Below are 25,295 nucleotides of genomic sequence, written 5' to 3' on the forward strand. Positions count from 1 at the left end.
GTCGCCGGCGGCCCGCCGCCCGAGCGCGCCGACCTCGGCCGCCCCCGGCGGCGTGCGTCGCCCGACGATGGCCGAGCCGGAGGAGCCCGCGCGCGCCGCGCCGCGGCGTCTCGGCGCCGCCCCGTCTCGCCCCGTCACGCCCGCGAAGCCGGAGCGCGCCAAGGCCGCCCCGACGAAGGAGCGCGGCCGCCTGACCATCGCGACGGCGACCGGCGCGACGGGCGAAGACCGAACGCGTTCGGTGGCGTCTTACCGCCGCCGCGTGCAGCGTCTCTCCGGCAAGGGCCATCAGGAGCCCAAGGAGAAGCTGGCCCGCGAGGTCGTGGTGCCTGAGACGATCACCGTTCAGGAACTCGCGAACCGCATGTCGGAGCGCGCGGTGGACGTGGTGCGCCTGCTGATGAAGCAGGGCGTCATGAAGAAGATCACCGACCTGATCGACGCGGACACCGCGCAGCTGGTCGCCGAGGATCTCGGCCACACGGTCCGCCGGGTCGCCGAGTCCGACGTCGAGGAAGGTCTTTTCGACGCGCCTGACGCCGAGGGGGCGCAGACCCAGCGCGCGCCGGTCGTCACGATCATGGGCCACGTCGATCACGGCAAGACGTCGCTGCTCGACGCCATTCGGCACACCAAGGTGGTGAAGGGCGAGGCCGGCGGCATCACCCAGCACATCGGCGCCTATCAGGTGCCGTCGCCGCTCGGCGGTCTGATCACTTTCATCGACACGCCGGGCCACGCCGCGTTCACGGCGATGCGTCAGCGCGGCGCGAAGTCGACCGATATCGTGGTGCTGGTGGTTGCGGCCGACGACGGCGTCATGCCGCAGACGGCTGAAGCCATCAATCATGCCCGCGCGGCCGGCGTTCCGCTCATCGTGGCGATCAACAAGATCGATAAGCCCGAGGCCAAGCCCGACAAGGTCCGCAGCGAGCTGTTGCAGTACGAGATCCAGGTCGAGTCGCTGGGCGGCGAGACGCTGGAGGTCGAGGTGTCGGCCAAGACCGGCGAAGGTCTCGACAAGCTGCTGGAGGTGATCCAGCTGCAGGCCGAGATCCTCGACCTGAAGGCGAACGCCGACCGCGCCGCGGAAGGCGTCGTGATCGAGGCCAAGCTCGACCGCGGCCGGGGTCCGGTCGCGACCGTGCTCGTCCAGCGCGGCACGCTTCATCAGGGCGACATCGTCGTCGCCGGCTCCGAATGGGGCCGCGTGCGTATGCTGGTCGACGACAAGGGCGCGTCCACCCCGAACGCCCTGCCGTCGACCCCCGTCGAGATCCTCGGCTTCAACGGCGCGCCCGAAGCGGGCGACCGCTTCGCCGTGGTCGAGAACGAGGCCCGCGCCCGCGAGATCGCCGATTACCGCCAGCGCCAGAAGCGCGAGCAGGCGGCCGCGCGCGCCACGGTGCGCGTGTCGGGTCTCGAGGAGATGATGTCGCAGATCAAGACGGCCGGTCGGAAAGAGCTTCCGCTGGTCATCAAGGGCGACGTCCAGGGCTCGGTCGAGGCGATCGTGCAGTCGCTCGAAAAGATCGGCAACGACGAGGTCGGTGTACGGGTGCTGCTCTCGGGCGTCGGCGGCGTGACCGAGAGCGACGTGATCCTGGCGGCGGCGTCGAAGGCAGCTGTGCTCGGCTTCAACGTCCGCGCGCTGAAAGAAGCCCGGGACGCGGCCGACCGCACCGGCACCGAGATCCGCTACTACAACATCATCTACGACCTGGTGGACGACATTAAGTCCACGATGTCCGGGATGCTGTCGCCGGAGCGGCGCGAGGACTTCCTCGGCAACGCCGAGATCCGCGAGATCTTCGCGGTGTCGAAGGTCGGCAAGATCGCCGGCTGTCTCGTCACCGACGGCGTGGTCCAGAAGGGCGCCAGCGTGCGCCTCATCCGCGACAACGTCGTCATCCACGAAGGCAAGCTCGCGACCCTCAAGCGCTTCAAGGACGATGTGCAGGAGGTTCGCGCCGGCACGGAGTGCGGCATGTCCTTCGAGAACTACCAGGACATGCGCGCGGGCGACGTCATCGAGTGCTACCGCGTGACGGAAGTGAAGCGCACCCTCTAAGCGCACTCGCCGTTCGAACCGTTTGCGACCCGCGGCTCACGCCGCGGGTCGTTCGTTTATCCGCTCACGGCCGGTCCGATCCCGGCCCTGACGGCGCAGCCGGTCGCCCGGCCGCCGCATAGGCGCTTGAGGAACAAGTCAAATGTCCCGCTCTTCCGGGGGCTCGAAAGCCCCGTCGCAACGCATGCTCCGCGTGGGCGAACTCGTGCGCCATGCGCTGGCCGACGTGCTTCAGCGGCGCGAAATCCCCGACCCCGTGCTGGAGAGGCACGTCGTCACCGTGCCTGAGGTGCGGATGACGCCGGATCTCAAGCTCGCGACCGCCTACGTCATGCCGCTGGGCGGCAAGGACGTGACGAAGGTGTTGGCGGCGCTCGACGCCAACCGCAAACAGATCCGCATGCTGGTGGTGAAGCGGCTCGAGCTGAAGTCGGCGCCCGACATCCGTTTCCGCGTCGACGAGAGCTTCGACCGCGGCGCGCAGATCGACGCCCTGCTGCGGTCGCCCGAGGTGAAACGCGACCTCGAGGCCTACGAGGACGACGGGTCGTCGGACGGTCCGGAGGACGCACGGTGAGCCGCCGCAAGAAGGGACTCGAGATTTCGGGCTGGCTGATCCTTGACAAGCCGGTCGGCGTCACCTCGACCCATGCGGTGTCGAAGGCGCGCTGGCTCTACCAAGCGAAGAAGGCGGGGCACGCCGGCACGCTCGATCCGCTCGCCTCCGGCATCCTGCCGATCGCCTTCGGCGAAGCGACCAAGACCGTGCCCTTCGTCATGGACAGCCGGAAGGTCTATCGTTTCGAGGTGCTGTGGGGCGTCGAGACCGACACCGACGACGCCGAGGGCGAGGCGATCGCAAGTTCGGACGTTCGGCCGACGGTTGAGCAGATCCGCGCGCTGCTGCCGTCGTTCCACGGCTCGATCGAGCAGACGCCCCCGAAGTTCTCGGCGATCAAGATCGACGGTCAGCGCGCCTATGATCTCGCGCGCGAGGGCGAGGAGGTCGAGCTTGTGGCGCGCACCATCGAGGTGCACCGGCTGGAGCTGGTCGAAACCTCGGCGCCGGACCGTTCGGTGTTCGAGGCCGAATGCGGCAAGGGCACCTATGTCCGCGCGCTCGCCCGTGACATGGGCCGGGCGCTCGGAACTCGCGGTCACGTAACCGCGCTGAGGCGCACCGTCGTCGGCGGGTTCACCGAGGACGACGCGATTTCACTGGACGAACTGGAGCAATTGCGACAGGGTGCCGCCGGCGAGCATGGTCTCGCTGACGCTCTCCTTCCGGTCGAGACGGCGCTGGACGACATCCCGGCGCTCGCCGTCAATCGGGCGGAGGCGGCTCGGCTGCTCAATGGGCAACCGGTGCTGCTGCGCGGACGGGATGCCCCGACCTTCCAAGGTACGGTCTCCGTGACGACCGACGGCGCGTTGATCGCGCTCGGCGAGATCGAACGCGGCGAACTTCATCCCCGACGCATCTTCCACATCGCGCGGCCTTGAGAGCCGGGCGACGACCAAAACCGATCGAACGAGAGAGACCGATGTCGATCACTCCAGAACGCAAGCAGGAGCTCGTCTCCGAGTACGCCACCAAGCAGGGCGACACCGGCTCGCCGGAAGTCCAGGTCGCGATTCTCACCGAGCGCATCTCCAACCTGACCGGCCACTTCAAGAGCCACGCGAAGGACAACCATTCGCGTCGGGGCCTGCTCAAGCTCGTCAGCCAGCGCCGTTCGCTGCTGGATTACGTGAAGGGCAAGGATCAGGCTCGGTACCAGAGCCTGATCGAGCGTCTCGGCATCCGCCGCTGACGCTACGCTGAGGGGCGGTCGCCGATCGACCGCCATCCGCCTGTCATGCGACGGTGAGACGAGCATGGCGGAGGCCGCAGACGGCGGTCTCCCGAGGCGACCAAGACGATAAGGGTGGTCGGCGCATGGGGCGCCGGCTCACGCCACGAACGAAGGGACCCGGGACGCCATCGGGCCCGAACGTCATGGGGCAGGATCGCAGGGCGCTTTCCCGGCCGACGTCGTGAGACGACGGCCTGAGTTTGCGGAGAAGCGCCGCGCCGTCTTGCCCATGGCCTTCACGACGCCCGACGGCCTCCTTGACGGTTCCAGACCGCAAGGAATGATTTTGCATGTTTGAGATCCATCGCGAAAAGATCGAGTGGGCCGGCCGCACGCTGACGCTCGAGACCGGACACGTCGCCCGCCAGGCCGACGGCGCCGTCCTCGTCACCTACGGCGACACCACCGTGCTCGCGACCGCCGTCTCGGCCAAGGCGCCGAAGGCCGGCGTCGACTTCTTCCCGCTGACCGTGAACTACACCGAGAAGTACTACGCCGCGGGCCGCATCCCGGGCGGCTACTTCAAGCGTGAGCGTGGTCCGACCGAGAAGGACACGCTGACCTCCCGCCTGATCGACCGCCCGATCCGGCCGCTGTTCGCCGAGGGCTACAAGAACGACACGCAGGTCGTCGTCACGGTCCTGTCCTACGACCTCGAGAACGACCCCGACATCGTCGGCATGATCGGCGCCTCGGCCGCGCTGACGCTTTCGGGCGTGCCCTTCATGGGCCCGATCGGCGGCGCCCGCGTCGGCTATATCGACGGCGAATACGTCCTGAACCCGGTCCAGGACCGCATGAGCTCCTCGGCGCTCGACCTCGTGGTCGCCGGCACTCAGGACGCGGTGCTGATGGTAGAGTCGGAGGCCAAGGAGCTCTCCGAGGAGGTCATGCTCGGCGCCGTGATGTTCGGCCACGCAGGCTTCCAGCCCGTGATCGACGCCATTATCCGTCTGGCCGAGAAGGCCGCCAAGGAGCCGCGTGACCACCAGGTCGCCGACGTCTCCGAGCTCGAGGCGAAGCTCCGCGAGCTGGTCGAGGCCGACCTCCGCGACGCTTACAAGATCAAGCGCAAGCAGGATCGCCAGGACGCCGTCGGCGCCGCCAAGAAGAAGGCGCTCGAGGCGCTTTCGGGCGAGGGCGCCGAGAACCCGGTCGATCCGCTGAAGCTTGGCGCGGTGTTCAAGGAGCTTGAGGCCAAGATCGTCCGCTGGGGCATCCTGGACGACAAGATCCGCATCGACGGCCGCGACCTCACGACTGTCCGCCCGATCCTTGCGGAAGTCGGCGTCCTGCCGCGCACGCACGGCTCGGCGATCTTCACCCGCGGCGAGACGCAGGCCCTCGTGGTCGCGACGCTCGGCACCGGCGAGGACGAGCAGTTCATCGACTCGCTCGGCGGCACCTACAAGGAGCGCTTCCTGCTCCACTACAACTTCCCGCCCTATTCGGTGGGCGAGACCGGCCGCATGGGCGCGCCCGGCCGTCGTGAGATCGGCCACGGCAAGCTGGCCTGGCGCGCGATCCACCCGATGCTGCCGGAAGTGACGGAGTTCCCGTACACGCTGCGCATCGTGTCGGAGATCACCGAGTCCAACGGCTCGTCCTCGATGGCGTCCGTCTGCGGCGCCTCGCTGTCCGCCATGGACGCCGGCGTGCCGCTGAAGCGCCCGGTCGCGGGCATCGCGATGGGCCTCATCCTCGAGGGCGAGAAGTTCGCCGTGCTCTCCGACATCCTCGGCGACGAGGATCACCTTGGCGACATGGACTTTAAGGTGGCCGGCACCGATCAGGGCGTCACCGCGCTCCAGATGGACATCAAGATCGCCGGCATCACCGAGGAGATCATGAAGGTCGCCCTCGCCCAGGCGAAGGACGGCCGTCTCGGCATCCTCACCGAGATGTCGAAGGCGATTGAGGCCGGCCGCACCGAGCTCGGCGAGTACGCGCCGCGCATCGAGGTCATCAAGATCCCGACCGACAAGATCCGGGAAGTGATCGGCACCGGCGGCAAGGTCATCCGCGAGATCGTGGAGAAGACCGGGGCCAAGGTAAACATCGAGGACGACGGCACCGTGAAGGTGGCCTCCAGCGACGGCAAGGCCATCAAGGCCGCGCTCAACTGGATCCGCTCGATCGCGTCCGATCCGGAAGTCGGCGTGGTCTACGACGGCACCGTCGTGAAGGTCGTGGAGTTCGGCGCCTTCGTGAACTTCTTCGGCGCCAAGGACGGCCTCGTCCATGTCAGCCAGATCAGCCGCGAGCGCGTCGCCAAGGTCTCGGACGTCCTCAAGGAGGGCGACAAGGTCAAGGTGAAGCTCATGGGCTTCGACGACCGCGGCAAGACCCGTCTGTCCATGAAGGTCGTCGACCAGGAGACCGGCGAGGACCTCGAGGGCAAGGGCGGCGCCGAGGGCGCCGAAGCCCCCGCGGCGGAGACCTCCGAGGGCGGCGAGGAGCGTTCGGGCGGTCGTCGCAGCGGCGGTCGTCGCCGTCGCGAAGAGGCGGCCGAGTAAGCCGGGCTTTCCGCCGACCAATGATTGACAGCCCGCCGGCGGAAACGTCGGCGGGCTTTTTCTTGCCGCCGCAAAGCCGCAGGCGCGGGGTGGAGGATCGCAGACATCCATGTTTATCCGGGAGTTGCCCCGATCTGGACGAGTGGGCGCCGCAGGCGCTAACTAGTCCGATGGGACGCGACGCGCGTCCCTAGGCGCTTGCGTTTCGGCGATCGAGCCTGCTGCGCCCCCGGCCCTTCGCGGGCCTCGTGAATGACGGACCACATGACCTCTATCGACGGACCTGTCGGTGCTGACTGGCCCCCCGCGGGAGGCGACGTCGGCCGCTTGTTGCGCGTCCCGGGTTTCGAGGCGATGGGCCTCGGCCCTGTCGGCGCCTGGCCCGCCGCTCTGCGAACCCATGTCGAGACGATGTTGGCGTCCCGCCAGTCCATGTACGTGGCCTGGGGGCCGGATCTGGCCTTTCTCTACAACGACGCCTACGTGCCGATCTTCCCGGAGCGACACCCCGGCGCCCTAGGGCGGCCGTTCTCGGAGGTGTGGTCCGACGTCTGGGCGCAGTTCGGGGGCACGGTCGCGAGCGTGCTGGCCGGCGAGCCGGTCCTGTTCGAGAACCTGCCGATACCGATGATGCGGGCGGGCCATCTCGTCGACACCTGGTTCACCTTCTCGTTCACTCCGCTGCGCGGAGATGGCGGCGCGATCGACGGCCTTCTGTGCATCACCACCGAGGTGACCGAAGGCGTGCTGGCGGCCCGACGCGAGCGGGAGGCGCTTTCGACCTTGAAAGCGCGCACCGACGCGCTGGCGACGGTCAACCGCGCGGGCGTCGCCATCACGTCAGAACTCGACGTGGGGCGCGTCGCCCAGACCACCGCGGACGCGGGGGTGGCTCTCACCGGAGCGGAGTTCGGCGCGTTCTTCTACAACACCAAGGACGAGCGCGCCGAGGGATGCAGGCTCTACGCGCTGTCCGGGGCGGACCCCGACACCTTCGCGCGCTTTCCTAAGCCTTGGAACACCGCGCTGTTCGCTCCGGCCTTCAGCGGCGAGACCGTCGTGCGGGCGGACGACGTCGCGCGGGATCCGCGCTCCGGCTTGAACGCTCCCGAGGCCGGCTTGCCGGACGGGGACTTCCCGATGCGCAGCTATCTCGCGGTGCCCGTGAAGTCCCGGTCCGGGGAGGGGATCGGCGCGCTGCTCTTTGGTCATAGCGAGCCTAGGTGGTTCGACGTGACGGCGGAGGCAAGCCTGCTCAGCCTCGCGGGTCAGGCCGCGGTCGCGATCGACAACGCGCGCCTGTTCGCGGAGCTCGAACGGCAGCTGCGGCACCGGGCGCGGGCTGAGGATCAGCTGCGGCAGCTCAACGAAACGCTCGAAGCGAAAGTCGCGTCCGAGATCGCCGACCGGAGGCTGGCCGAGCGGGCGCTTCAGCAGGCGCAAAAGATGGAGACGATCGGGAAGCTCACCGGAGGCGTCGCGCATGATTTCAACAATCTGCTCCAGGTGATCTCCGGCAATCTGCAGCTGCTGACGAAGGACCTGGAGGGCAACGAGCGCGCCGAGCGGCGGCTCGCGAACGCGCTCGCGGGCGTGTCGCGCGGCGCGAAGCTGGCGAGCCAACTCCTGGCCTTCGGCCGACGGCAGCCCCTGGCGCCGAAGGTGGTGAACGTCGGCCGTCTGATCGCAGGCATGGACGACATGCTGCGGCGCTCGATCGGCGAGTCCATCGAGATCGAGACCATCGCGAGCGCCGATCTCTGGAACACCTTGATCGACCCCACACAGATCGAGACCGCGATCCTGAACCTCGCCATCAACGCCCGCGACGCCATGGACGGCGCAGGCAAGCTGATGATCGAGGCTGGCAACGTGGTCCTCGACGCGGACTACGCCCGGCGCCACGACGAGGCGACGCCGGGCGAGTACGTGATGGTCGCCGTCAGCGACACCGGCTCCGGCATGACGCCGGAGGTGCTGGAGCAGGTGTTCGAGCCGTTCTTCTCGACAAAGCCGGAGGGCAAGGGAACCGGGCTCGGGCTGTCGATGGTCTATGGCTTCGTCAAGCAGTCGGGCGGCCACATCAAGCTCTACAGCGAGCCGGGCCTCGGGACCGCCGTGAAGCTGTATCTGCCGCGGGCGGACGAGGTCGAAGACGTGCGGGCCGTCCCGGACGCGACCCCGGCGCGGGGCGGAACCGAGACGATTCTCGTGGCGGAGGACGACGAGGAAGTCCGCGCCACGGTCGTCGAAACGCTCGCCGATCTCGGCTACCACGTGCTGACCGCCAAGGACGCGGCAAGCGCGCTGAGCGTCGTCGAGAGCGGCGTCCCGATCGACCTGCTGTTCACCGACGTCGTGATGCCGGGACCCTTGAAGAGCCCCGAACTCGCGCGAAGGGCGCGCCTGCGTCTGCCGAACCTCGCCGTGCTGTTCACCTCGGGCTACACCGAAAATTCGATCGTGCACGGCGGCCGGCTCGACGCCGGCGTCGAGCTGCTGTCGAAGCCCTACGCCCGCGAGGCGTTGGCGCGGAAGATCCGGCACGTGCTGGCGAACCAGGCCCAGCGGGCGCAGGCCGTGGAGTCCGTCACTGCGCCGGATACGACTGCGACTGAGCCCGCGGGCGCCGTCGCCGACGCCGCGCCCTTGACCGTCCTGCTGGTCGAGGACGACCCCGTGATCCGCGCGAACGCGGCGGAGATGCTCCAGGGCCTCGGCCACATCGTCGTTGAGGCCGGCAGCGCGGAAGAGGCGGACGCGGCGCTTCAAACCATGCCCGTCGATGTGCTGATGACGGATCTCGGGCTGCCCGGCGTCTCGGGCGGAGCCTTCGCGGCGCGCGCGCGCGAACTGCGGCCCGGCGTCGGCGTGATCTTCGCGACCGGCAGCGACGTCGCGCCCGAGGTCGACGGCGAAGCGCCGCTTCTGTTGCGGAAGCCGTACGACGCCGAAGCGCTGAAAGCGGCGCTCGCCGCCGCGCGCCCCGCCGTCGCGGGGCCGGCGCAGGCCGCCACCGCGCTTGTCCCGCAGAGCTGACCGCGTTTAGTCGTCGGAGCGGGGCGCCCCGCCGTCGCGCGGGGCCAGCCGCCTGATTGAGGACAGCGGCGAAGACACGCGGCCGCCCATCGCCCGCAGCAGCCCGACGACGTTGCCCTTGGCGCGCGGGGGCGCCGTTTCGACGAGCGTTTCCTCGATGAACTCGTCAACCCGGCCGGCGCACAGCGCGTCGCGCAGGCGCGAGGTGCAGGCGGCCGGCCGCTCCGGCTTCGGCGCCGTCGCGCCGCGGCGAAGGGCGATGACGTCACACCTCATTTGCGACGCCGCGCCAGATCGCCCGCGACCTCGACGAGGTCGCCGGCGTCCACGCCGGGATTCGCCACCAGGACATAGCCGACCTCGCTCTTGCGCCAGAAGGCGGCGGTCGCGCCGTCCGTCTGAGCTAGGGCGGCGGGCTCGGTGCGCCGGTCGCCCGGGCGGGAGGCGTAGAGCGAGACGACACCGAAGGGCTCGGTCGCGAGCGTCATCTGCACGCTCGGCCCGTAGGTGGATGGAAAAACCTGGACGTCGAGCGCCTTCCAGCCGGAGGGCAGCCGCGGCATGACGATCGCGGTGGCGGACCGCACTTCGTCCGGATCGTAGTCCGGCGCCTCGATCTGGGACCGCATCTCGCCCCGCAGCAGCGCGGTGCGGTGCGCCATCACCGCTTCGGTCACGAAGGTCGGGGGCTGCGTCGACGCCGAGACCTTGCTGACGAGCAGATTGTCCAGCTGCTCGTTCGCGACCCAGCCCGCGCCGACCAGAAACAGAACGGCCGCGGCGCGCCGGAAGCCCAAGAACCGCGTGTCCAGCCACGCTGCCCGCTGCAGGCGCCGCGCAGCGGCGAGAGACCTGTCGGTGGGGCCAGGGACGCTCGCGAAGGCGAGCCTCAGCTCGTCGCGCGCGCGGAGATCCGCCATTACTCGGCTGGCGAGGGCGGGGTGGCGCGCGAGATGGCCCTCCACCTCCACGCGCCGGCTGGCGGGCAATTGCTCGTCCACATAGGCGTCGAGATCGGCCTCGGACACCCGGTCGTCGTCAGTGTTGATCATCCGAACCTCCAACGAGCCGCAGGCGAGCGGGGCCCGGAGACGCGACGGCCTCCGGCGCCCGCAGCGCGGCGCGCGCGCGGCCAAGCCGCGACATCAATGTCCCAACGGGCGCCCCGATCGCGGTGGCGGCGTCCTGGTAGGAAAGGCCCTCTATCGCCACGAGGTGCAGCGCCGCGCGCTGATCCTCGGGAAGGGCGTCGAACCGCGCGCGCACCTCGGCGAGGCGCACGGCGTGTTCCTGCGGCGCGTCGAGCGCGGTCGCCACCGCCTCGCTCACTTCGAGCCGGGTCAACTCCGCACGGCGGCGGCGGACCCCGTCCACAAACACGTTGTGCAGAATCGCCAGCAGCCAGGGCCGCAAGGCCATGTCCGAGCGGAAGCTTGCGCGCCGTTCGAGGGCGCGCGCCAGCGCTTCCTGCACCAGATCGTCCGCGTCGCCATGGGACCCCGCCAAAGCCCGGGCGTAGCGACGCATGGGGCCAAGCTCCCCGGTCACGTCAAACCCGCGCTTCGATGTGGTCATGATGCGTTTACGGAGCCGGCCGAGGGTTTAATCCCGACGGGGCGCAAAAAAAGCGCCGGTCAGAAGCCTGCGTAGCGGCCGGGCTTGTGATTCAAGACCAGCACCACGCTCAGCGTCAGCGCGCTCAGCACCGAGAGCGCAAGATGCTCGAGGTCGAGCACCGTCGCGGCCGCGGCGAGCACCAGAAAGTCGGTCAGGGCCTGGACGTGGCCGGCCCGCAGCCAGCCGCGCTCCTGGGCGTAGAGCGCAAGCGCGCTCGTGCCGCCGACGCTCGCCTTGTGGCGGGCGAGGGCGAGTACGCCCATGCCCAGCAGAACGCCACCGGCGAGGGCCGCGAACACGCCGCTCTTGGACTGCAGGGCGAAGACGTGCGGGGCCAGCGCTCCGAACCCGGCGAGCATCGCGTTGACGATCAGGGTCTTTAGGGTGAACTCGGCCCCCATCGTCCGGTAGACGAGCGCGTAGAACGGGAGGTTGACCAGCAGGAACAGCACGCCCGTCGGCCATCCCAGGGCGAAGTGCAGGATCAGCGCGATGCCGGCGACGCCGCCGGTGGCGAGTCCCGCCGCCTGCAGCAGCGCCAAGCCGAGACCGATCAGCACCACCGCGATGCAGAAGGCGACGGCGTCCTCCAGCCGCGTGTGTTTGCGCGCGTCGCCCTGCGGCTTCAGCTTTTCGGCGAGGCGGGCGGCGGGCTTGCTGATGTCCATAAACGCCAGCAAGCCACGGCCCGCCGCCGGCGTCCACGCCGGCGGGGGCCTAGCTGATCTTCAGAAACTCGCGGCCGACCTTCACCAGATCGAAGCGGCGCCAGCCGCCGTCGGCTTCCGGCAGGTCGTAGCGCACGATGTCGGCGGTGGCGTAGGTGCGCGAGAGCTTGGACGGCAGGAAGGAGCCGGTGCCGACCACGTCGACCGGCGCCGAGAGATTGCCGAACACGCGGCACTTCAGCGTGTCGAAGCCGGAGGAGGCGACGATTTTTGGCTGCTTGAAGCCGGCGTCGTCGAGGGCCTTGCGGAAGAAGATCACGGCCGCGGCCGTCACCCCCGTTCCGAACAGGACCTTGTCGCGGATCTCGTCGGCGGAAAGGCCGTCGAGCTCGGCCAGATCGAAGCCCTGCAGCGCGAGCTTCGCCACCTCGCCCGGCGTGTGCCGGTGGGTCCATTTGAGCAGCGTTCGGACGCTCTCGTCCCAGTCCAGCCCTTCGAGGTGACGGCCGCCGTGGGTGTCGAGCCGGAAGCTCAGCGTCTTCCCGGCCTCAGCGGGGCCGCCGGGCGCGTAGAACCAGCGGCAGATGGCGAGCGCGTCGGTCACCTCGCGGCCGTCGTAGTCGACGAGCGCCGTGATGCCGGGCTCGTCCGGAAACTGCGCGACGTAGAGCTTGGCGGCCTCAAGCGTCGCGCTCTCCACCGTTGGGTCGCGGCCGTCTCTCAGCATCCGCGCCTTGGCGTAGCCGATCAGCGAGTGCGGCATGGTGCCAAGCCCTCGGGACGTTCCATAGAGCGGCGCGGCGAGGTCGGTGGAGGTGCCGACGAAGCCCTTCGCGCCCATCAGCTGCGCGGTGCGCGACCCGACGCTCGCGCCGTAGGAGCAGGCGAGGTGCATGTCATCGCCGGTGGTGTGGCGCGCCTCCATGGCGAGGAAGGCGCAGTCCGGCAGCGCGAGCGCCATGGAGAAGGCGTTGAACGCCGACACGCAGGCGAAGCCGATCCGCTGCAGCAGCAGCGTTTCGATCGGCGAGAGAGCGGCCAGCGACCCGGTCACGTAGAGCATCGGCTTGCCCGGCGCGAGCGCGGCGCCCTCCGGCGCCGTACGGTCGAGCGTCAGCGGGATCGCGGCGTCGGCGGGATAGACGTCCTCGAGGAAGGCGATCGCCCGATCGAGCGCCACCACGGCGTCGGCGCGCAGGAACACCGCATAGGTGACGCGCGCGTCGCCATGCGCCGCGACGATTTCGGACGTCTTCGCGAAATAGGCGTCCGTACGGGCGGCCACGAAGTCGGACGGGATGTCGCTCACGTGGATCGCTCCGAAACGCTCTCGCTCGGTCTCAAGGGCGGACGAGCCTTGAGCTTGTAGATGTCACCCGCCGGCCTTCTCCGCCGCGTCTTCCGCCGCGACGATCGTCTTCAGGCTGTCCGGCCGCGGCATCGAGATGACATTGTAGCCGGCGTCCACGAAGTGGATCTCACCCGTGACGCCGGACGCGAGATCGGAGAGCAGGTAGAGCGCCGCGCCGCCGACGTCCTCGATGGTGATCGGGCGGCGCAACGGCGCGTGGCGGCGCTGGTACTCGTACATCAGCCGCGCATCGGAAATGCCGGCGCCCGCGAGCGTCCGCACCGGCCCGGCGGAGATCGCGTTGACGCGGATTCCCTGCGGGCCGTAGTCGGCGGCGAGGTAGCGCACGCTCGCTTCCAGCGCCGCCTTGGCGACGCCCATGACGTTGTAGTTCGGCATGACGCGAGTCGCGCCGCCGTAGGTGAGCGTGATCATCGAACCGCCGTCGGTCATCAGCTCGGCGGCGCGCTTCGCGACCTCCGTGAAGGAGAAGGCCGAGATCACCATGGTGCGCGAGAAGTTCTCGCGGCTGGTGTCGGCGTAGCGGCCCTTCAGCTCGTTCTTGTTGGAGAAGCCGATGGCGTGGACCAGCAGGTCGAGCCCGCCCCACCGCTCCTTGAGCGCGGCGAAGACGGCGTCCACCGAGGCGATGTCCTCCACGTCGCAGGGCAGCACGAGATCTGAGCCGAGGGTCTCCGCCAGCGGTCGCACGCGCTTGCCAAGTGCGTCGCCTTGGTAGGTGAAGGCGATTTCCGCGCCGGCTTGCGCTAGCGCCTTGGCGCAGCCCCAGGCGATCGAGTGGTCGTTGGCGACGCCCATGACGAGGGCGCGCTTGCCTGAAAGAAGTCCGGCGACCATTCCGGTCTCCTCCGTTACGTTGGACGGACAGCGCCCGGTCGGACACCCTCGGCCTTCATCCCTCGGCTTGTCCGGGGGATCCAGAGCGCCGCTTCGCACCGCGATCGCAAGTTAAGCGCCCTATGCCCCGGCCGGATCCCCCGGACAAGCCGGGGCTGACGAGGCGTTTTAGGTTCGGCGTCGACGGATCCGATCCGCCGACGCAAGAAGGGTCACACCCGCTCGAACACCAGCGTGGCGTTGGTGCCGCCGAAGCCGAAGGAGTTCGACATCACGGCGTTCAGCGTCTTGTCGGTCCGCTCGCGCAGGATCGGCATGTCGGCGAAAGCCGGATCGAGCTCCTCGATGTGCGCGCTCTCGGCCATGAAGCCGCCCTGCATCATCAGCAGGGAGTAGATCGCCTCCTGCACGCCGGCCGCGCCGAGCGAATGGCCCGTGAGCGACTTGGTGCCGGAGATCGGCGGGCACTTGTCCCCGAACACCGCGCGCAAAGCCTCGATCTCCTTGGCGTCGCCGACAGGGGTCGAGGTCGCGTGCGGATTGACGTAGTCGATCGGATTGCGGGCGGTCTTCATCGCCTGGCGCATGCAGCGCACCGCGCCCTCGCCCGAGGGGGCGACCATGTCGTAGCCGTCCGACGTCGCGCCGTAGCCGGTGAGTTCGGCGTAGATCTTGGCGCCGCGCGCCTTGGCCCGCTCGTACTCCTCCAGCACCAGCACCCCGGCGCCGCCGGCGATGACGAAGCCGTCGCGGTTCTTGTCATAGGCCCGCGAGGCGGTCGCCGGCGTGTCGTTGAACTTGCTCGACATGGCGCCCATGGCGTCGAACATGTCGGAGAGCGTCCAGTCGAGCTCCTCGCAGCCGCCGGCGAACATCACGTCCTGCTTGCCGTACTGGATCATCTCGGCGGCGTTGCCGATGCAATGGCTCGACGTCGCGCAGGCGGAGGAGATCGAGTAGTTCACGCCCTTGATCTTGAACCAGGTCGCGAGCGTCGCAGACGCGGTCGAGGACATCGCCTTCGGCACCGCGAAGGGGCCGATGCGCTTCGGGCCGCCCTTCTCGCGGGTGATGTCCGCGGCCTCCACCACGACCTTGGTCGATGGGCCGCCGGAGCCCATGATGATGCCGGTCATCTCGTCGGAGATGTCGCTCTCCTCGAGCCCTGCGTCCCGGATCGCCTGGTCCATGGCGACGTGGTTCCAGCCGGAGCCGCCGCCATGGAAGCGCATGGCGCGACGGTCGACCACCTCGGCCGGATCGAGCGTCGGCGCGCCCTGAACCTGGCACTTGAAGCCATGGGCCGCGAACTGCTCAGCGCGGGTGATGCCGGATTTCGCCTCGCGCAGGGAGGCGACGACCTCCTGCGTGGAGTTTCCGATAGACGACACGATTCCCATGCCGGTGACGACGACGCGCCTCATGGGGAGCCTCCAATTCCGTAACGGCCGGGCGTCCGCAGCGCCTTGCGCAGGACGCGAGCCGGATCAGGTTGACGCGCCGCGTCGCGACGCCGGGGGTAAAGGCGACCTCCGAGGCTCAGGCCGCGGCGGCCTCGGCCTTGAACAGGCCGACCTTCAGGTCCTTCGCCTCATAGATGGTCTGCCCGTCGGCCTGAAGCCAGCCGTCGGCGATGCCGAGCACAAGGCGCCCGCGAACGACTCGCTTGAAGTCGACGCCGTAGACCACCTTCTTGACGCTCGGGAGCACCTGACCGGTGAACTTGATCTCGCCCGTGCCCAGCGCGCGGCCACGGCCCGAGGATCCGGTCCAGCCAAGGAAGAAGCCGGTCATCTGCCAGAGCGCGTCGAGGCCGAGACAACCCGGCATCACCGGATCGCCCTTGAAGTGGCAGTCGAAGAACCAGAGGTCGGGCGTCACGTCGAGCTCGGCGCGGACGAAGCCCTTGCCGTGCGGGCCGCCGGTCTCCGAGATCTCCGAGATGCGGTCGAACATCAGCATGGGCGGCAGGGGAAGCTGGGCGTTGCCCGCCCCGAACAGCTCCCCGCGGCCGCAGGCCAGAAGGTCTTCGTACTCGTAGCTGGCCTTGCGTTCGGTCATGTGACTGCGTCTGCGTCCTTATGGATCATTGCGTTCGCCAGAAGTCCGGCGCGCGAAGCGCGGCTTAGCTAGCACACATGTCGGACCGGCGAAAAGCGTTCCGAGCGAAGGAGGTTGCTCGCTGCGTTGCGACACGATACGATTACGCATGCTTTCGCTGCGCATTGCTGCGCGCGTGTCCTTGTCCGGCGCGACCGTCCTTCGGCCCCGCCTTCAACATGAGCGTACCCGAGACCGACGATGGCCGAACCGATCACGACCACCGCCGCCCCCGTCGCTTCCTCCGCCGCGGCCGATCGCACGGTCGACTGCGGCCTGCGGCCGTCCCTCTGCGTCGCGCGCGACGTCGGCGGTCTGCTGCGCGACTCCGGCCTCCGTCCAACCCGCCAGCGCATCGCGCTCGGCCGCCTGCTCTACGCCAAGGGCGACCGGCACGTGACGGCGGAAATCCTGCACGAGGAGGCGATGCGCGCCCGCGTGCCGGTGTCGCTCGCCACCGTCTACAACACGCTCCATCAGTTCACTGAAGTGGGCCTGCTGCGCGAGCTCGCGGTCGACGGCTCCAAGACCTGGTTCGACACCAACGTCACCGAGCACCACCACTTCCTGGTCGAAGACGACAACCGCCTGATGGACATCCCGGGCGCGCATGTCTCCGTCGACCGCCTTCCGGAAATCCCGGACGGCATGGAGATCGCACGCGTCGACGTCGTGGTCCGACTGCGCCGCAAGCGTGTGAGCTGATCTCCCAGCACGATCTCCATTGATGACACGAAAAAAGGCCGTCTCGCAGCGAGGCGGCCTTTTCTCGTTGGCGCTCGCGATGGCGAGCCTTGCCGCGACCGCCGCGGCGCCTGTCCGAGCGGCGGAAACGCGCACCGTCGAGGATCTGGTGCTGCAGGGGTTTCAACTGGTCGCCCAGGGACGGCTGCTCGAGGCGCACCCGGTCACCTGCTACACGCTGAAGGTCCTTGGGGATGCATGGGACGGATGCCGCGCGGGCGATCCGATCTATGGTCGGTTCCGCCGCCTGACGCGCGGCGACGAGGCGTTTGTCTGCGTCTCGTTCCGGAACTGGACCTGCTTTCGCAGCGACTCCGAGGCGCCCGCGCCCTGACGCCGTGCGGAAGCCGCTCTCTGGGGTCCGCCGTCGAGCGCCTCAGTCGAAGCGTTCGCCGGGATAGACGCCCCAGAGGCGATCCTGCGGGATGAAGCCGTCGAAGCCGTCGCCCTCGACCCTGCACCACGAGCCGTCGCAGCGGCGCACCTCGACCAGCACCTTCGGCTCCAGCCGCGCCGACAGGCGGGCGTCCGCCGTCGCCGAGGCGCGGATCGGGAGCGCGCTGTCCTTCGACCAGGGCGCGACCAGCGCCGTCCGGCGGCCGGACAGCAGGCTGTGCCACACCCATCCTTCCGAACCCTCGGAATCCCGGATGCGCCGCCAGTTGTCGTACTCGGCGACGATCTCGACCGGCTCTCCGGCGCGCCGATAGACGAACGCCACGGGATGGTCCTTGGTCGGGCCCTGACGGACGTAGACCTTCGCGCTCTTCAGGCTGACGTATCGCGGGACGGGAAGGCCCGACACCGGACCGATCATCACTCCGGCCTCTGTCTCCTTGGCGGCCTGAGCGCGCGCCGCGCCGCTCAAGCCGGCCACAACGCCGAGCGCGGCCGCCGCCGCCAGCGCCGCCCGTCCGAAGGCCTTCAGTCGATTCCCAGCCATGCGCGTCGCACGCTCCGTCTTTCGTCGCCGTCTTGCGTTCCGCCCGCCGTCTGCTAGAGACGCGAGGGGTCGCCGCGGGTCGCGTTCGCCGCATCCGCGCGGCCTCGAGCAAGCATCCGTCGTCCACGTTGACGATGGATTAACCGTACGCCCGAGCTCCTCCAGAAAGGTCGCCGGCCATGAAGAAGCGTCCGCTCGTCGTCGTGACCCGTCGGCTGCCCGACGTGGTCGAGACGCGCATGCGCGAGCTGTTCGACGCGCGGCTGAACCACGACGACAAGCCGATGACCTCGGACGAGCTGGCGGCCGCCGTGCGGGAGGCTGACGTGCTCGTGCCGACCGTCACCGATCGGATTGACGCCGGGCTGCTGGCCCAGGCCGGGTCGAACTTCAAGCTGATCGCGAACTTCGGCAACGGCGTCGACAACATCGACGTTCAGAGCGCGCTCGACCGCGGGATCACCGTCACTAACACGCCTGGCGTGCTGACGGAGGACACCGCCGACATGACCATGGGTCTGATCCTCACGGTGCCGCGCCGCATCGCGGAGGGCGCTCGTGTGGTGCCGGACGATCACGAGTGGAGCGGCTGGTCTCCGACCTGGATGCTCGGCCGCCGCATCTGGGGCAAACGCCTCGGCATCGTGGGGATGGGCCGCATTGGCCAGGCTGTGGCGCGGCGCGCCCGCGCCTTCGGCCTCTCGATCCACTACCACAACCGCCGGCGGGTGGCGCCCCACGTCGAGGAGCAGCTGGAGGCGACCTACTGGGAGAGCCTCGACCAAATGCTCGCCCGCATGGACATCGTCTCGGTCAACTGCCCGCACACGCCGGCGACCTACCACCTGCTTTCGGCGCGGCGGCTGAAGCTGCTGAAGAAAGAGGCTTTCATCGTCAACACCGCGCGCGGCGAGGTGATCGATGAAAACGCGCTCGCCCGGATGCTTGAGGCCGGCGATCTCGCGGGCGCCGCGCTCGACGTGTTCGAGAACGAACCCGCGGTGAACCCCAAGCTCGTCAAGCTGGCGCGGCAGAACAAAGTGGTGCTGCTGCCCCATCTCGGCTCGGCCACCCTCGAGGGCCGCGTCGACATGGGCGAAAAGGTCATCGTCAACATCAAGACCTTCATGGACGGCCACCGGCCGCCCGACCGCGTGCTGCCCTCGATGCTCTGAGCGGTCAGCGCTCAGGCTGGCCGACGCGAAGATCGGAGCTCCTGCAACCGCCTTGACTCGGTGCGGACCTCGTGCTGCATTTGTTCCGGGAACAAGACGCGAACGGGGGCGGCGACAGCGACATGCGCATTATCGGCATTCTGGCGGGCGCGGTCGCCCTGATGGCGGGCTTCGGGTCCCACTCCGCGGGCGCCGCCGAGCTGGTCGGCCCGCAGGACCTGAAGGCGAACTGGCTCGATGGCCGCACGGTTTCGACGACCGGGCCCCGCGGCGGGGCTTCGACCTTCGCGTTCGCGGCCGACGGCAAGGTGACCCGCGCGGGCGGCCGCCCGGGCTCCGCGACCGAGGGGACGTGGAGGGTCGACGACGAGGGCTTCTGCATGAAGCTCGGCCAGGCCCGCCGGGAGTCCTGCTATCTCGCCATCAAGGCCGACGACGGCTCGCTGAAGGTGGTTCGCCGTCAGGGCGCCGCTTTCGTCTGGCGCCGCTGACGGCTCCGTCGGGAGCCTAGGTCCTCCTCGCACCCGCGCCGTCATGGTCCGGCGTGGCCGGACCGTCCACGTGACGCGTGGAGCGGGCCGTCGAAGATGGAAGTCTCCAGTCAATGGAAGGAACGAGGGAACGGCGGTGCGGGTCCCGCGCGTCAGCCGGCGGACTTCTTGGCGTGGATCGACAGGTCGGTGATCGTCGGAGCGCGGCCGGTCACCGGGTTGTCCGGATCCCAGCCGTAGGCGACGGTCTCGAACCGCATGGCGCGGGCGTCGATCACCAGCAGGCGGCCGACGAGCCCCTGCCCAAAGCCGACGATCTCGCGCAGCGTCTCGATCGCCATCATCGAACCCATCAGACCGGCGAGCGCGCCCAGCACGCCGGCCTCGGCGCAGCTCGCCACGGCGCCAGGGGGCGGCGGCTCCGGGAACAGGCAGCGCCACGTCGGGTTGCGTTCGCCCTCGGCGTTGGTCTCGTGAGCGCGAATGGTGGTGATCGCGCCGTCGAAGGTCCCAAGCGAGGCGGTGACGAGCGGGCGTCCCGCGAGCGCGCAAGCGTCGGCGACGAGATAGCGGGTCGCGAAGCTGTCCGAGCCGTCGGCGACGATGTCGTAGGCCTCGACCAGCGCCATTGCGTTGTCGGCGGTCAGCCGCGTCGGGTGCGGCTCCACCGTCACGTGCGGGTTGACGCGGGCGAGAGCCTCGACGGCCGAGTCGGTCTTCAAACGGCCGACGTCGGGGGTGCCGTGCAGCACCTGCCGCTGCAGGTTCGAGAGCGAGACATGGTCGTCGTCGACGATCCCGATCGTCCCGACGCCCGCGGCGCCGAGATAGAGCGCGAGGGGGCTGCCCAGGCCGCCGGCCCCCACGACCAGCACGCGGGCCTTGGCGAGCTTCTGCTGGCCCGGCCCGCCCACGTCGTGCAGCACGATGTGACGGGCGTAGCGTTCGACTTCCGAGGGACTGAGCGACATGGCCGCACCATACGCCGCGGGCCCTGCCGGGCAAGAGCGACCACGCTGCGGCGGACGAACGGCCGCCGCGTATGAAGCCGCCGCAAGACCGAGGCGGAGGAGCGTCGGCGGTGGACGACGAGGCGGCCGCCTTCCGCAAACCTGGATCACAAGCGCAACGACCGCCTCTGCGACATCGCCCGTTAACGACGCGTCGAACTTTCCGCAGGCGTTAACCCGCCGCAAGCGCGGCCGGGCGAGGATTGGCGACCTCGCACGCCGGACCGCGCTCGCACCATGTTCTTCTGCCGCCTCGCCGCAGCCTTCGCCGCAGCACTCATCGTCTCGCCTGTCGCCGCGCAGGACTCGGCGCCGTCCTGCGAAGGGCGGGACCTCATCGCGAAGGCGAAGGCCGAGCATCCCAAGGCCTACGCCGCCTTCGAGGCGGAGGCGCGCGCCGTGCCGAACGCCGAAGGCCTGCTGTGGCGGATCACGCCGAAAGCCGCAAATGTCGCGCCATCCTACCTCTTCGGCACGATGCACACGACCGACGCCGATCTGGTGGCCCTCAGCGAGCCGGTGCGCGCCGCGCTGAAGGACGCCGGAACCGTCGCGGTCGAGATCGCCGACGCCAACGGCGCGGCGGCGCAGGCGGAGGTGGTAGCCTACGTCACCCGCAACGCCCTCGATTTCTCGGGCAAGGGGCTCGAGGGTCTCGACGAGGCGCAGCGGAAGGAGGTCGGACGTCGGATCGCGGAAAATGGTCTGCCCGCGTCGGTCGCGGGATCGCTGAAGCCGTGGTTCCTCGGGATCACCCTCCAGGTCTCGGCCTGCGAGACCAAGCGCATGGCGCAGGGGCGCCTCACGGTCGATGGGGCGGTCGAGCGGATCGGGCGTGACGGAGGCGCCAGGATCGTGGGTCTTGAGAGCATCACGGAACAGCTCGACGCCGTGTCGAAAATTCCGGATGAGACCGCCCGCCGCATGATCCGAGACACGGTCGCGACCCCCGAGGCTGGCGGCGACCTCCAGACCACGACGCTCGCGCTCTACCGCGCGCGGAAGGTCGGTTGGTATCTCGCCATGAAAGGCGGCCTGTTCGGCGCCGGCTTCGACGTCGAGGCCTATGCGGATTTCATGTCTGAGCTGGTCGACCGGCGCAACACCCTGATGGCCGAGCGTTCGAAGGCCCTTATCGATGAGGGCGGAGCCTTCGTTGCGGTCGGCGCGCTGCATCTGCCGGGTCCGAAAGGGCTGGTCGAGCTCTACCGCCAGGCGGGATACGCTGTCGAAAAGGCGTGGTGACCGCGCTAGTTTCTTCGTGAAGGCGGACGTCAGAGACGCCGAGAGGGAGGGCGACATGACGAGGGCGACAGGCGCGGCCTGGCCGCGGGTTGGCGGGGCGCCATGAGGATCGATCGTCCGGTCCATCCGCCGCGGGGCGAGCCTCCGGTCTGCCCTGGGCCGGCGCCAGCGCCCCATGCGGCGACGCGGTTCGATCCGCCGCCTGGGTCGGTCGATTGCCACGCCCATGTCATCGGCCTGCCTCCGGCCTATCCCTTCGTCGCGGAGCGTAGCTACACGCCGCCGGAGGCGACCCCCGCCGCCTATCTCAGGATGCTGGACGCCACCGGAATGACCTATGGCGTGCTGGTCCAGGTCAGCGCCCACGGGACCGACAACCGGCTGATGCTCCGCACGCTCGCCGCCAACCCGGACCGCCTGCGCGGCGTCGCGGTGATCCCGCCGAAGACTTCAGAACGCGACCTCGCGGCGCTCGCCGAGGCTGGCGTCGTGGGCTTGCGCCTCAACGTGCTGTTCGGCGGGGGCGTGGGCTTCGACAAGCTCGAGACCTACGGCGCGATCGCCCGCGAGATGGGATGGCACCTCCAGTTCCTGCTGGACGCCGCGGACTTGCCGATCCTGGCGCCCCGCCTGAAAGCCCTGCCCGTGCCCTTCGTGGTCGACCACATGGGCCATATGCCGACGAGCCGCGGACGGGACGACGCCGGCTTCCGCACGCTCGTCGGACTGGCGGCCGACGGCGCCTGGATTAAGCTGTCGGGAGCCTACCGCATCAGCATCGACGGACCGCCGTACCGCGACGTCGCGCCTTTCGCCCGCGCGCTGCTCCAGGCCGCTCCGGAGCGCTGCCTTTGGGGCTCGGACTGGCCGCACGTCGCACATTGGGCGCCGTCTCTCGACGTCGGGCACTTGCTGGACGTGTTCGCGGACTGGGCGCCCACGCCATTCGATCGCGCGCGCATCCTCGTGGAGAACCCCGCGCGCCTCTACGGCTTTCCCCCCGTAGCCGCCGCCCCCGCGCCGGGCGTCGCCCCCCGCGCCGAGCTTTGAGCCGTCTCGGTCAGGCGCTTTTCAGACGGGCCGGAAGCGTCTCGAGGATTTCCTTGAGGCCATCTTCGTTGACCGCGGCCGCGGCCTCCGCGGGCGAGAACCAGCGGCGCACGCGTTCCTCGCGCTCCGGCCAGTCCTCGAGCTCCTCGGTCACCTTCAGCGCGAACACACCCACCCGGCAGGGGCGGTCGCGGCCGAACTCCATGACCTTTACGTACTCGAAGACGCCGATTTCCGCTCCGCCGTCGCCCCGCACGCCGGCTTCCTCGAAGCCTTCGCGCAGGGCCGCCTTCAGCGGCGAGCCCTTTTTCATCGGCCAGCCCTTGGGAATGATCCAGCGGCCGGTGTCGCGCGAGGTGACGAGCAGCACCTCCAGCCCGCCGTCGGGGAGGCTGCGGTAGGGCGCGACGCCGAATTGCTGGCGCGGCTTGGTCTTCTTTTTTGCAGCTTTCGGCATGCCGCTCATTTATGACGCGCACGTCGCAGGGGAACACCAACGACGCCGCTTCGTTGAGCGATTGACGCGAAAGCTTTGGGGAACGTGCGATGCTTGGCTGGTTCCGGGCGCTGATGCCGAAAGAGGAGCGCTTCTTCGACCTGTTCGAAAGGCACTCGCAGACGCTCGTCAGCGGCGCGCGCGCCCTCGAAGGGCTGCTCGAGGGCGGCGAGGGCGTGGCCGCCCGCGCGCGAGAGGTCGCGGATTACGAGAATCAGGCCGATGAGGTGACGCGCGACGTGCTGCTCGCCGTGCGGCGCAGCTTCATTACGCCCTTCGATCGCGGCGACATCACTGATCTGATCCAGTCTATGGACGATGCGATCGACCAGATGCACCGGGTGGCTAAGACGGTGTTGCTGTACGAGCTGACCACCTTTGATCCGGTCATGCGGGAGATGGCGGCCTGCGTGGCCGAAGCGGCGCGGCTGACGGCTGAGGCGATCCCGCTGCTGAAGACGCCGAACGCGAACGCCGCCAGGTTGGGCGAGCTGACGGAACGGATCGTTGCGGTCGAAGGCCGCTCCGACGAGCTTCACGACCAGGGCCTGAAGGCGTTGTTCAAAGGCGAGGGCCAAGCGAATCCCATGGCTTACATCATCGGAAGCGAAATTTACGGGCAGCTCGAAGACGTCGTCGATCGATTCGAGGACGTCGCCAACGAAATAAACGGCATCGTCGTCGAGAACGTGTGACAGCGCGATGGCGGATGCGGCGCTCGCGTTTCCTCTTCTGGTCGGATTGATCGCCGTCGCGCTGCTGTTCGACTTCCTGAACGGCCTGCACGACGCCGCTAACTCGATCGCGACCATTGTCTCCACCCGCGTGCTCAGGCCGAGTTTCGCCGTGCTTTGGGCGGCGTTCTTCAACTTCATCGCCTTCCTGTTCTTCGGTCTGCACGTGGCGCAGACCATCGGCGTCGGGATCGTGGACGCCCAGATCATCGATCCCACCGTGATTTTCGCAGCGCTGATCGGCGCGATCGTCTGGAACGTCGCCACCTGGATCCTTGGCATCCCGTCCAGCAGCTCCCACGCCTTGATCGGTGGACTGGTCGGCGGCGCGACCGCCAAGGGCGGCTTCGGCGTCGTGGTGCTCGCCGGACTGGGCAAGACCGTCGCCGCGATCGTGCTGTCGCCGCTGGTCGGCTTCCTGCTCGCGCTCGTTCTCGTGCTCACGGTGTCGTGGGCCTTCGTGCGGTTCACCCCCTTCGCGGTCGACCGCACCTTCCGCATTGCGCAGTTCGTCTCCGCCTCGCTCTACTCGCTCGGCCACGGCGGTAACGACGCGCAGAAGACCATGGGCATCATCGCCGTGCTGCTCTACTCGCAGGGCATGCTCGGCGGCGCGTTCCACGTCCCGCTCTGGGTCGTGCTTTCGTGCCAGGCGGCCATGGCGCTGGGCACGCTCTGCGGCGGCTGGCGCATCGTCCACACGATGGGATCGAAGATCACCCGCCTGAACCCCATGCAGGGCTTCTGCGCGGAGACCGGCGGAGCCATCACGCTGTTCATGGCGACCTGGCTCGGGGTGCCGGTCTCGACCACGCACACCATCACCGGCGCGATCGTGGGCGTCGGCGCCGCGCGGCGCACGACCGCCGTTCGCTGGAATGTCGCGAGCGACATCGTGACCGCGTGGGTGCTCACGCTGCCGGCGGCCGCGGTGATCGGATTCGCGACCTACAAGATCATGGCTTGGCTTTTCGGCTGACGCCGCTTCTTAGCCGAAAACGGTCGGCGGCGAGAGGGTGATCGCCTCGAGTTCCGCAAGGCGGATCAGCCGGTCCACGGCGACTTCGCCGCCGTCGTTCGACATCACCACGATCTCGCTGAGGCCGGAGGCTTCCTTCTCGCGGGCAAGCGCCAACGCTTCGGTGGCGCTGCGCGCGAAAGCGATCGTCGATCGCCCGTCTTGAGTGACGAGTACGTTGTAGGGCATGGCGTCCTCCCGGACATTTTCCGCCATGCTACGCATCTTTACCTACGCCGTGCTGTGTCTTTTGACGTAGTCGCGAAGGATTGAAAGGGCGGCTCTCGCGCGCCCCATCGAGGCTTCGCGCGCC

Annotated in this window: 26 protein-coding genes; 14 read left to right on the forward strand and 12 right to left on the reverse strand. The window is 68.9% G+C overall.

What is annotated here, in order from left to right:
- The 6 genes from infB to METY_RS15530 all read left to right on the forward strand — a co-directional run.
- Positions 1 to 2,071 (forward strand): translation initiation factor IF-2 (gene infB / locus METY_RS15505; protein ID WP_200819703.1); only part of this gene is annotated, 2,071 nt, incomplete at its 5' end.
- Positions 2,072 to 2,213: 142 nt separating this feature from the next.
- Positions 2,214 to 2,648 carry a 30S ribosome-binding factor RbfA gene (gene rbfA, locus METY_RS15510; RefSeq protein WP_103122302.1) on the forward strand — a complete coding sequence of 145 codons (435 nt, stop codon included), beginning with the start codon at positions 2,214 to 2,216 and terminating at the stop codon, positions 2,646 to 2,648.
- A complete protein-coding gene (truB, locus tag METY_RS15515) occupies positions 2,645 to 3,574 on the forward strand; it encodes a tRNA pseudouridine(55) synthase TruB (protein WP_103122303.1) in 930 nt (309 codons plus the stop codon). The genes rbfA and truB overlap by 4 nt, the downstream gene beginning before the upstream one ends.
- Before the next feature lie 41 nt (positions 3,575 to 3,615).
- Positions 3,616 to 3,885 (forward strand): 30S ribosomal protein S15, encoded by a 270-nt coding sequence (gene rpsO / locus METY_RS15520; protein ID WP_103122304.1) that lies wholly within the window; start codon positions 3,616 to 3,618, stop codon positions 3,883 to 3,885.
- A gap of 332 nt (positions 3,886 to 4,217) precedes the next feature.
- Positions 4,218 to 6,443 (forward strand): polyribonucleotide nucleotidyltransferase, encoded by a 2,226-nt coding sequence (gene pnp / locus METY_RS15525; protein WP_103122305.1) that lies wholly within the window; start codon positions 4,218 to 4,220, stop codon positions 6,441 to 6,443.
- Between the two features lie 264 nt (positions 6,444 to 6,707).
- Complete coding sequence (locus tag METY_RS15530; RefSeq protein ID WP_103122306.1) at positions 6,708 to 9,482, forward strand: response regulator; 2,775 nt, start codon at positions 6,708 to 6,710, stop codon at positions 9,480 to 9,482.
- Between the two features lie 6 nt (positions 9,483 to 9,488).
- Here METY_RS15530 and METY_RS15535 read toward each other — a convergent pair whose 3' ends face one another.
- From METY_RS15535 to fabA, 8 genes are all read right to left on the reverse strand, one after another.
- A complete protein-coding gene (locus tag METY_RS15535; protein WP_103122307.1) occupies positions 9,489 to 9,758 on the reverse strand; it encodes a hypothetical protein in 270 nt (89 codons plus the stop codon).
- Positions 9,755 to 10,534 (reverse strand): anti-sigma factor family protein, encoded by a 780-nt coding sequence (locus METY_RS15540; protein WP_200819704.1) that lies wholly within the window; start codon positions 10,532 to 10,534, stop codon positions 9,755 to 9,757. The genes METY_RS15535 and METY_RS15540 overlap by 4 nt, the downstream gene beginning before the upstream one ends.
- Positions 10,521 to 11,009 (reverse strand): sigma-70 family RNA polymerase sigma factor, encoded by a 489-nt coding sequence (locus METY_RS15545; protein WP_244593685.1) that lies wholly within the window; start codon positions 11,007 to 11,009, stop codon positions 10,521 to 10,523. The genes METY_RS15540 and METY_RS15545 overlap by 14 nt, the downstream gene beginning before the upstream one ends.
- A 107-nt stretch (positions 11,010 to 11,116) precedes the next feature.
- Positions 11,117 to 11,767: a YitT family protein gene (locus METY_RS15550; protein ID WP_244593686.1), complete on the reverse strand. Its 651-nt coding sequence runs from the start codon at positions 11,765 to 11,767 to the stop codon at positions 11,117 to 11,119.
- A 49-nt stretch (positions 11,768 to 11,816) separates the two neighbouring features.
- Positions 11,817 to 13,076, reverse strand: a complete 1,260-nt coding sequence (locus METY_RS15555) for a hypothetical protein (protein ID WP_103122310.1) — start codon at positions 13,074 to 13,076, stop codon at positions 11,817 to 11,819.
- 63 nt (positions 13,077 to 13,139) lie between these two features.
- Positions 13,140 to 13,976 carry an enoyl-ACP reductase FabI gene (gene fabI, locus METY_RS15560; protein ID WP_103122311.1) on the reverse strand — a complete coding sequence of 279 codons (837 nt, stop codon included), beginning with the start codon at positions 13,974 to 13,976 and terminating at the stop codon, positions 13,140 to 13,142.
- Positions 13,977 to 14,188: 212 nt separating this feature from the next.
- Positions 14,189 to 15,400 (reverse strand): beta-ketoacyl-ACP synthase I, encoded by a 1,212-nt coding sequence (gene fabB / locus METY_RS15565; RefSeq protein WP_103122312.1) that lies wholly within the window; start codon positions 15,398 to 15,400, stop codon positions 14,189 to 14,191.
- Positions 15,401 to 15,515: 115 nt separating this feature from the next.
- On the reverse strand, positions 15,516 to 16,037 hold the full coding sequence (gene fabA, locus METY_RS15570) for a 3-hydroxyacyl-[acyl-carrier-protein] dehydratase FabA (protein WP_020187203.1): 522 nt from the start codon (positions 16,035 to 16,037) through the stop codon (positions 15,516 to 15,518).
- A 240-nt stretch (positions 16,038 to 16,277) separates the two neighbouring features.
- Between fabA and irrA the strand changes: the two genes are divergently transcribed.
- Together irrA and METY_RS15580 are read left to right on the forward strand one after the other, a co-directional pair.
- On the forward strand, positions 16,278 to 16,781 hold the full coding sequence (gene irrA, locus METY_RS15575) for an iron response transcriptional regulator IrrA (RefSeq protein WP_103122313.1): 504 nt from the start codon (positions 16,278 to 16,280) through the stop codon (positions 16,779 to 16,781).
- A 79-nt stretch (positions 16,782 to 16,860) separates the two neighbouring features.
- Entirely contained in the window at positions 16,861 to 17,154 is a 294-nt protein-coding gene (locus tag METY_RS15580) for a hypothetical protein (RefSeq protein WP_146035739.1), read from the forward strand.
- Positions 17,155 to 17,196: 42 nt separating this feature from the next.
- Here METY_RS15580 and METY_RS15585 read toward each other — a convergent pair whose 3' ends face one another.
- The gene (locus METY_RS15585) at positions 17,197 to 17,763 is read right to left on the reverse strand and encodes an SH3 domain-containing protein (RefSeq protein ID WP_103122315.1); all 567 of its coding nucleotides are present in this window, start codon (positions 17,761 to 17,763) and stop codon (positions 17,197 to 17,199) included.
- Positions 17,764 to 17,942: 179 nt separating this feature from the next.
- Between METY_RS15585 and METY_RS15590 the strand changes: the two genes are divergently transcribed.
- Positions 17,943 to 18,938, forward strand: coding sequence for a 2-hydroxyacid dehydrogenase (locus METY_RS15590; RefSeq protein ID WP_103122316.1), 996 nt, complete (start codon positions 17,943 to 17,945; stop codon positions 18,936 to 18,938).
- Positions 18,939 to 19,060: 122 nt separating this feature from the next.
- The gene (locus METY_RS15595) at positions 19,061 to 19,429 is read left to right on the forward strand and encodes a hypothetical protein (protein ID WP_103122405.1); all 369 of its coding nucleotides are present in this window, start codon (positions 19,061 to 19,063) and stop codon (positions 19,427 to 19,429) included.
- Positions 19,430 to 19,581: 152 nt separating this feature from the next.
- Here the strand turns inward: METY_RS15595 and METY_RS15600 are convergent, their stop codons facing one another.
- Positions 19,582 to 20,400, reverse strand: coding sequence for a HesA/MoeB/ThiF family protein (locus METY_RS15600; RefSeq protein WP_103122317.1), 819 nt, complete (start codon positions 20,398 to 20,400; stop codon positions 19,582 to 19,584).
- Between the two features lie 276 nt (positions 20,401 to 20,676).
- Between METY_RS15600 and METY_RS15605 the strand changes: the two genes are divergently transcribed.
- Positions 20,677 to 21,684: a TraB/GumN family protein gene (locus METY_RS15605; protein WP_103122318.1), complete on the forward strand. Its 1,008-nt coding sequence runs from the start codon at positions 20,677 to 20,679 to the stop codon at positions 21,682 to 21,684.
- A gap of 102 nt (positions 21,685 to 21,786) precedes the next feature.
- The gene (locus METY_RS15610; RefSeq protein ID WP_103122319.1) at positions 21,787 to 22,734 is read left to right on the forward strand and encodes an amidohydrolase family protein; all 948 of its coding nucleotides are present in this window, start codon (positions 21,787 to 21,789) and stop codon (positions 22,732 to 22,734) included.
- Between the two features lie 10 nt (positions 22,735 to 22,744).
- Here the strand turns inward: METY_RS15610 and METY_RS15615 are convergent, their stop codons facing one another.
- On the reverse strand, positions 22,745 to 23,191 hold the full coding sequence (locus METY_RS15615; protein ID WP_244593687.1) for an NUDIX hydrolase: 447 nt from the start codon (positions 23,189 to 23,191) through the stop codon (positions 22,745 to 22,747).
- An 89-nt stretch (positions 23,192 to 23,280) separates the two neighbouring features.
- On the opposite strand from METY_RS15615, the gene METY_RS15620 reads away from it, so the two are divergent.
- Positions 23,281 to 23,925 carry a DUF47 domain-containing protein gene (locus tag METY_RS15620; protein WP_103122321.1) on the forward strand — a complete coding sequence of 215 codons (645 nt, stop codon included), beginning with the start codon at positions 23,281 to 23,283 and terminating at the stop codon, positions 23,923 to 23,925.
- Between the two features lie 7 nt (positions 23,926 to 23,932).
- Positions 23,933 to 24,943, forward strand: coding sequence for an inorganic phosphate transporter (locus METY_RS15625; RefSeq protein WP_103122322.1), 1,011 nt, complete (start codon positions 23,933 to 23,935; stop codon positions 24,941 to 24,943).
- A gap of 9 nt (positions 24,944 to 24,952) precedes the next feature.
- On the opposite strand, the gene METY_RS15630 is transcribed toward METY_RS15625, so the two are convergent.
- Entirely contained in the window at positions 24,953 to 25,198 is a 246-nt protein-coding gene (locus METY_RS15630; RefSeq protein ID WP_103122323.1) for a hypothetical protein, read from the reverse strand.
- Between the last annotated feature and the right edge of the window lie 97 nt (positions 25,199 to 25,295).

The organism is Methylopila sp. Yamaguchi (assembly GCF_002897035.1).
Lineage (GTDB): Bacteria > Pseudomonadota > Alphaproteobacteria > Rhizobiales > Methylopilaceae > Methylopila.

Excerpts from the sequence above, each read along its gene's own strand:
- rbfA (WP_103122302.1), top strand. The coding sequence starts at position 2,214 with ATGTCCCGCTCTTCCGGGGGCTCGAAAGCCCCGTCGCAACGCATGCTC.
- rpsO (WP_103122304.1), top strand. The coding sequence starts at position 3,616 with ATGTCGATCACTCCAGAACGCAAGCAGGAGCTCGTCTCCGAGTACGCC.
- pnp (WP_103122305.1), top strand. The coding sequence starts at position 4,218 with ATGTTTGAGATCCATCGCGAAAAGATCGAGTGGGCCGGCCGCACGCTG.
- METY_RS15530 (WP_103122306.1), top strand. The coding sequence starts at position 6,708 with ATGACCTCTATCGACGGACCTGTCGGTGCTGACTGGCCCCCCGCGGGA.
- METY_RS15535 (WP_103122307.1), bottom strand. The coding sequence starts at position 9,758 with ATGAGGTGTGACGTCATCGCCCTTCGCCGCGGCGCGACGGCGCCGAAG.
- METY_RS15540 (WP_200819704.1), bottom strand. The coding sequence starts at position 10,534 with ATGATCAACACTGACGACGACCGGGTGTCCGAGGCCGATCTCGACGCC.
- METY_RS15545 (WP_244593685.1), bottom strand. The coding sequence starts at position 11,009 with ATGCGTCGCTACGCCCGGGCTTTGGCGGGGTCCCATGGCGACGCGGAC.
- METY_RS15550 (WP_244593686.1), bottom strand. The coding sequence starts at position 11,767 with ATGGACATCAGCAAGCCCGCCGCCCGCCTCGCCGAAAAGCTGAAGCCG.
- fabI (WP_103122311.1), bottom strand. The coding sequence starts at position 13,976 with ATGGTCGCCGGACTTCTTTCAGGCAAGCGCGCCCTCGTCATGGGCGTC.
- fabB (WP_103122312.1), bottom strand. The coding sequence starts at position 15,400 with ATGAGGCGCGTCGTCGTCACCGGCATGGGAATCGTGTCGTCTATCGGA.
- fabA (WP_020187203.1), bottom strand. The coding sequence starts at position 16,037 with ATGACCGAACGCAAGGCCAGCTACGAGTACGAAGACCTTCTGGCCTGC.
- irrA (WP_103122313.1), top strand. The coding sequence starts at position 16,278 with ATGGCCGAACCGATCACGACCACCGCCGCCCCCGTCGCTTCCTCCGCC.
- METY_RS15580 (WP_146035739.1), top strand. The coding sequence starts at position 16,861 with ATGGCGAGCCTTGCCGCGACCGCCGCGGCGCCTGTCCGAGCGGCGGAA.
- METY_RS15585 (WP_103122315.1), bottom strand. The coding sequence starts at position 17,763 with ATGGCTGGGAATCGACTGAAGGCCTTCGGACGGGCGGCGCTGGCGGCG.
- METY_RS15590 (WP_103122316.1), top strand. The coding sequence starts at position 17,943 with ATGAAGAAGCGTCCGCTCGTCGTCGTGACCCGTCGGCTGCCCGACGTG.
- METY_RS15595 (WP_103122405.1), top strand. The coding sequence starts at position 19,061 with ATGCGCATTATCGGCATTCTGGCGGGCGCGGTCGCCCTGATGGCGGGC.
- METY_RS15600 (WP_103122317.1), bottom strand. The coding sequence starts at position 20,400 with ATGTCGCTCAGTCCCTCGGAAGTCGAACGCTACGCCCGTCACATCGTG.
- METY_RS15605 (WP_103122318.1), top strand. The coding sequence starts at position 20,677 with ATGTTCTTCTGCCGCCTCGCCGCAGCCTTCGCCGCAGCACTCATCGTC.
- METY_RS15610 (WP_103122319.1), top strand. The coding sequence starts at position 21,787 with ATGAGGATCGATCGTCCGGTCCATCCGCCGCGGGGCGAGCCTCCGGTC.
- METY_RS15615 (WP_244593687.1), bottom strand. The coding sequence starts at position 23,191 with ATGCCGAAAGCTGCAAAAAAGAAGACCAAGCCGCGCCAGCAATTCGGC.
- METY_RS15620 (WP_103122321.1), top strand. The coding sequence starts at position 23,281 with ATGCTTGGCTGGTTCCGGGCGCTGATGCCGAAAGAGGAGCGCTTCTTC.
- METY_RS15625 (WP_103122322.1), top strand. The coding sequence starts at position 23,933 with ATGGCGGATGCGGCGCTCGCGTTTCCTCTTCTGGTCGGATTGATCGCC.
- METY_RS15630 (WP_103122323.1), bottom strand. The coding sequence starts at position 25,198 with ATGGCGGAAAATGTCCGGGAGGACGCCATGCCCTACAACGTACTCGTC.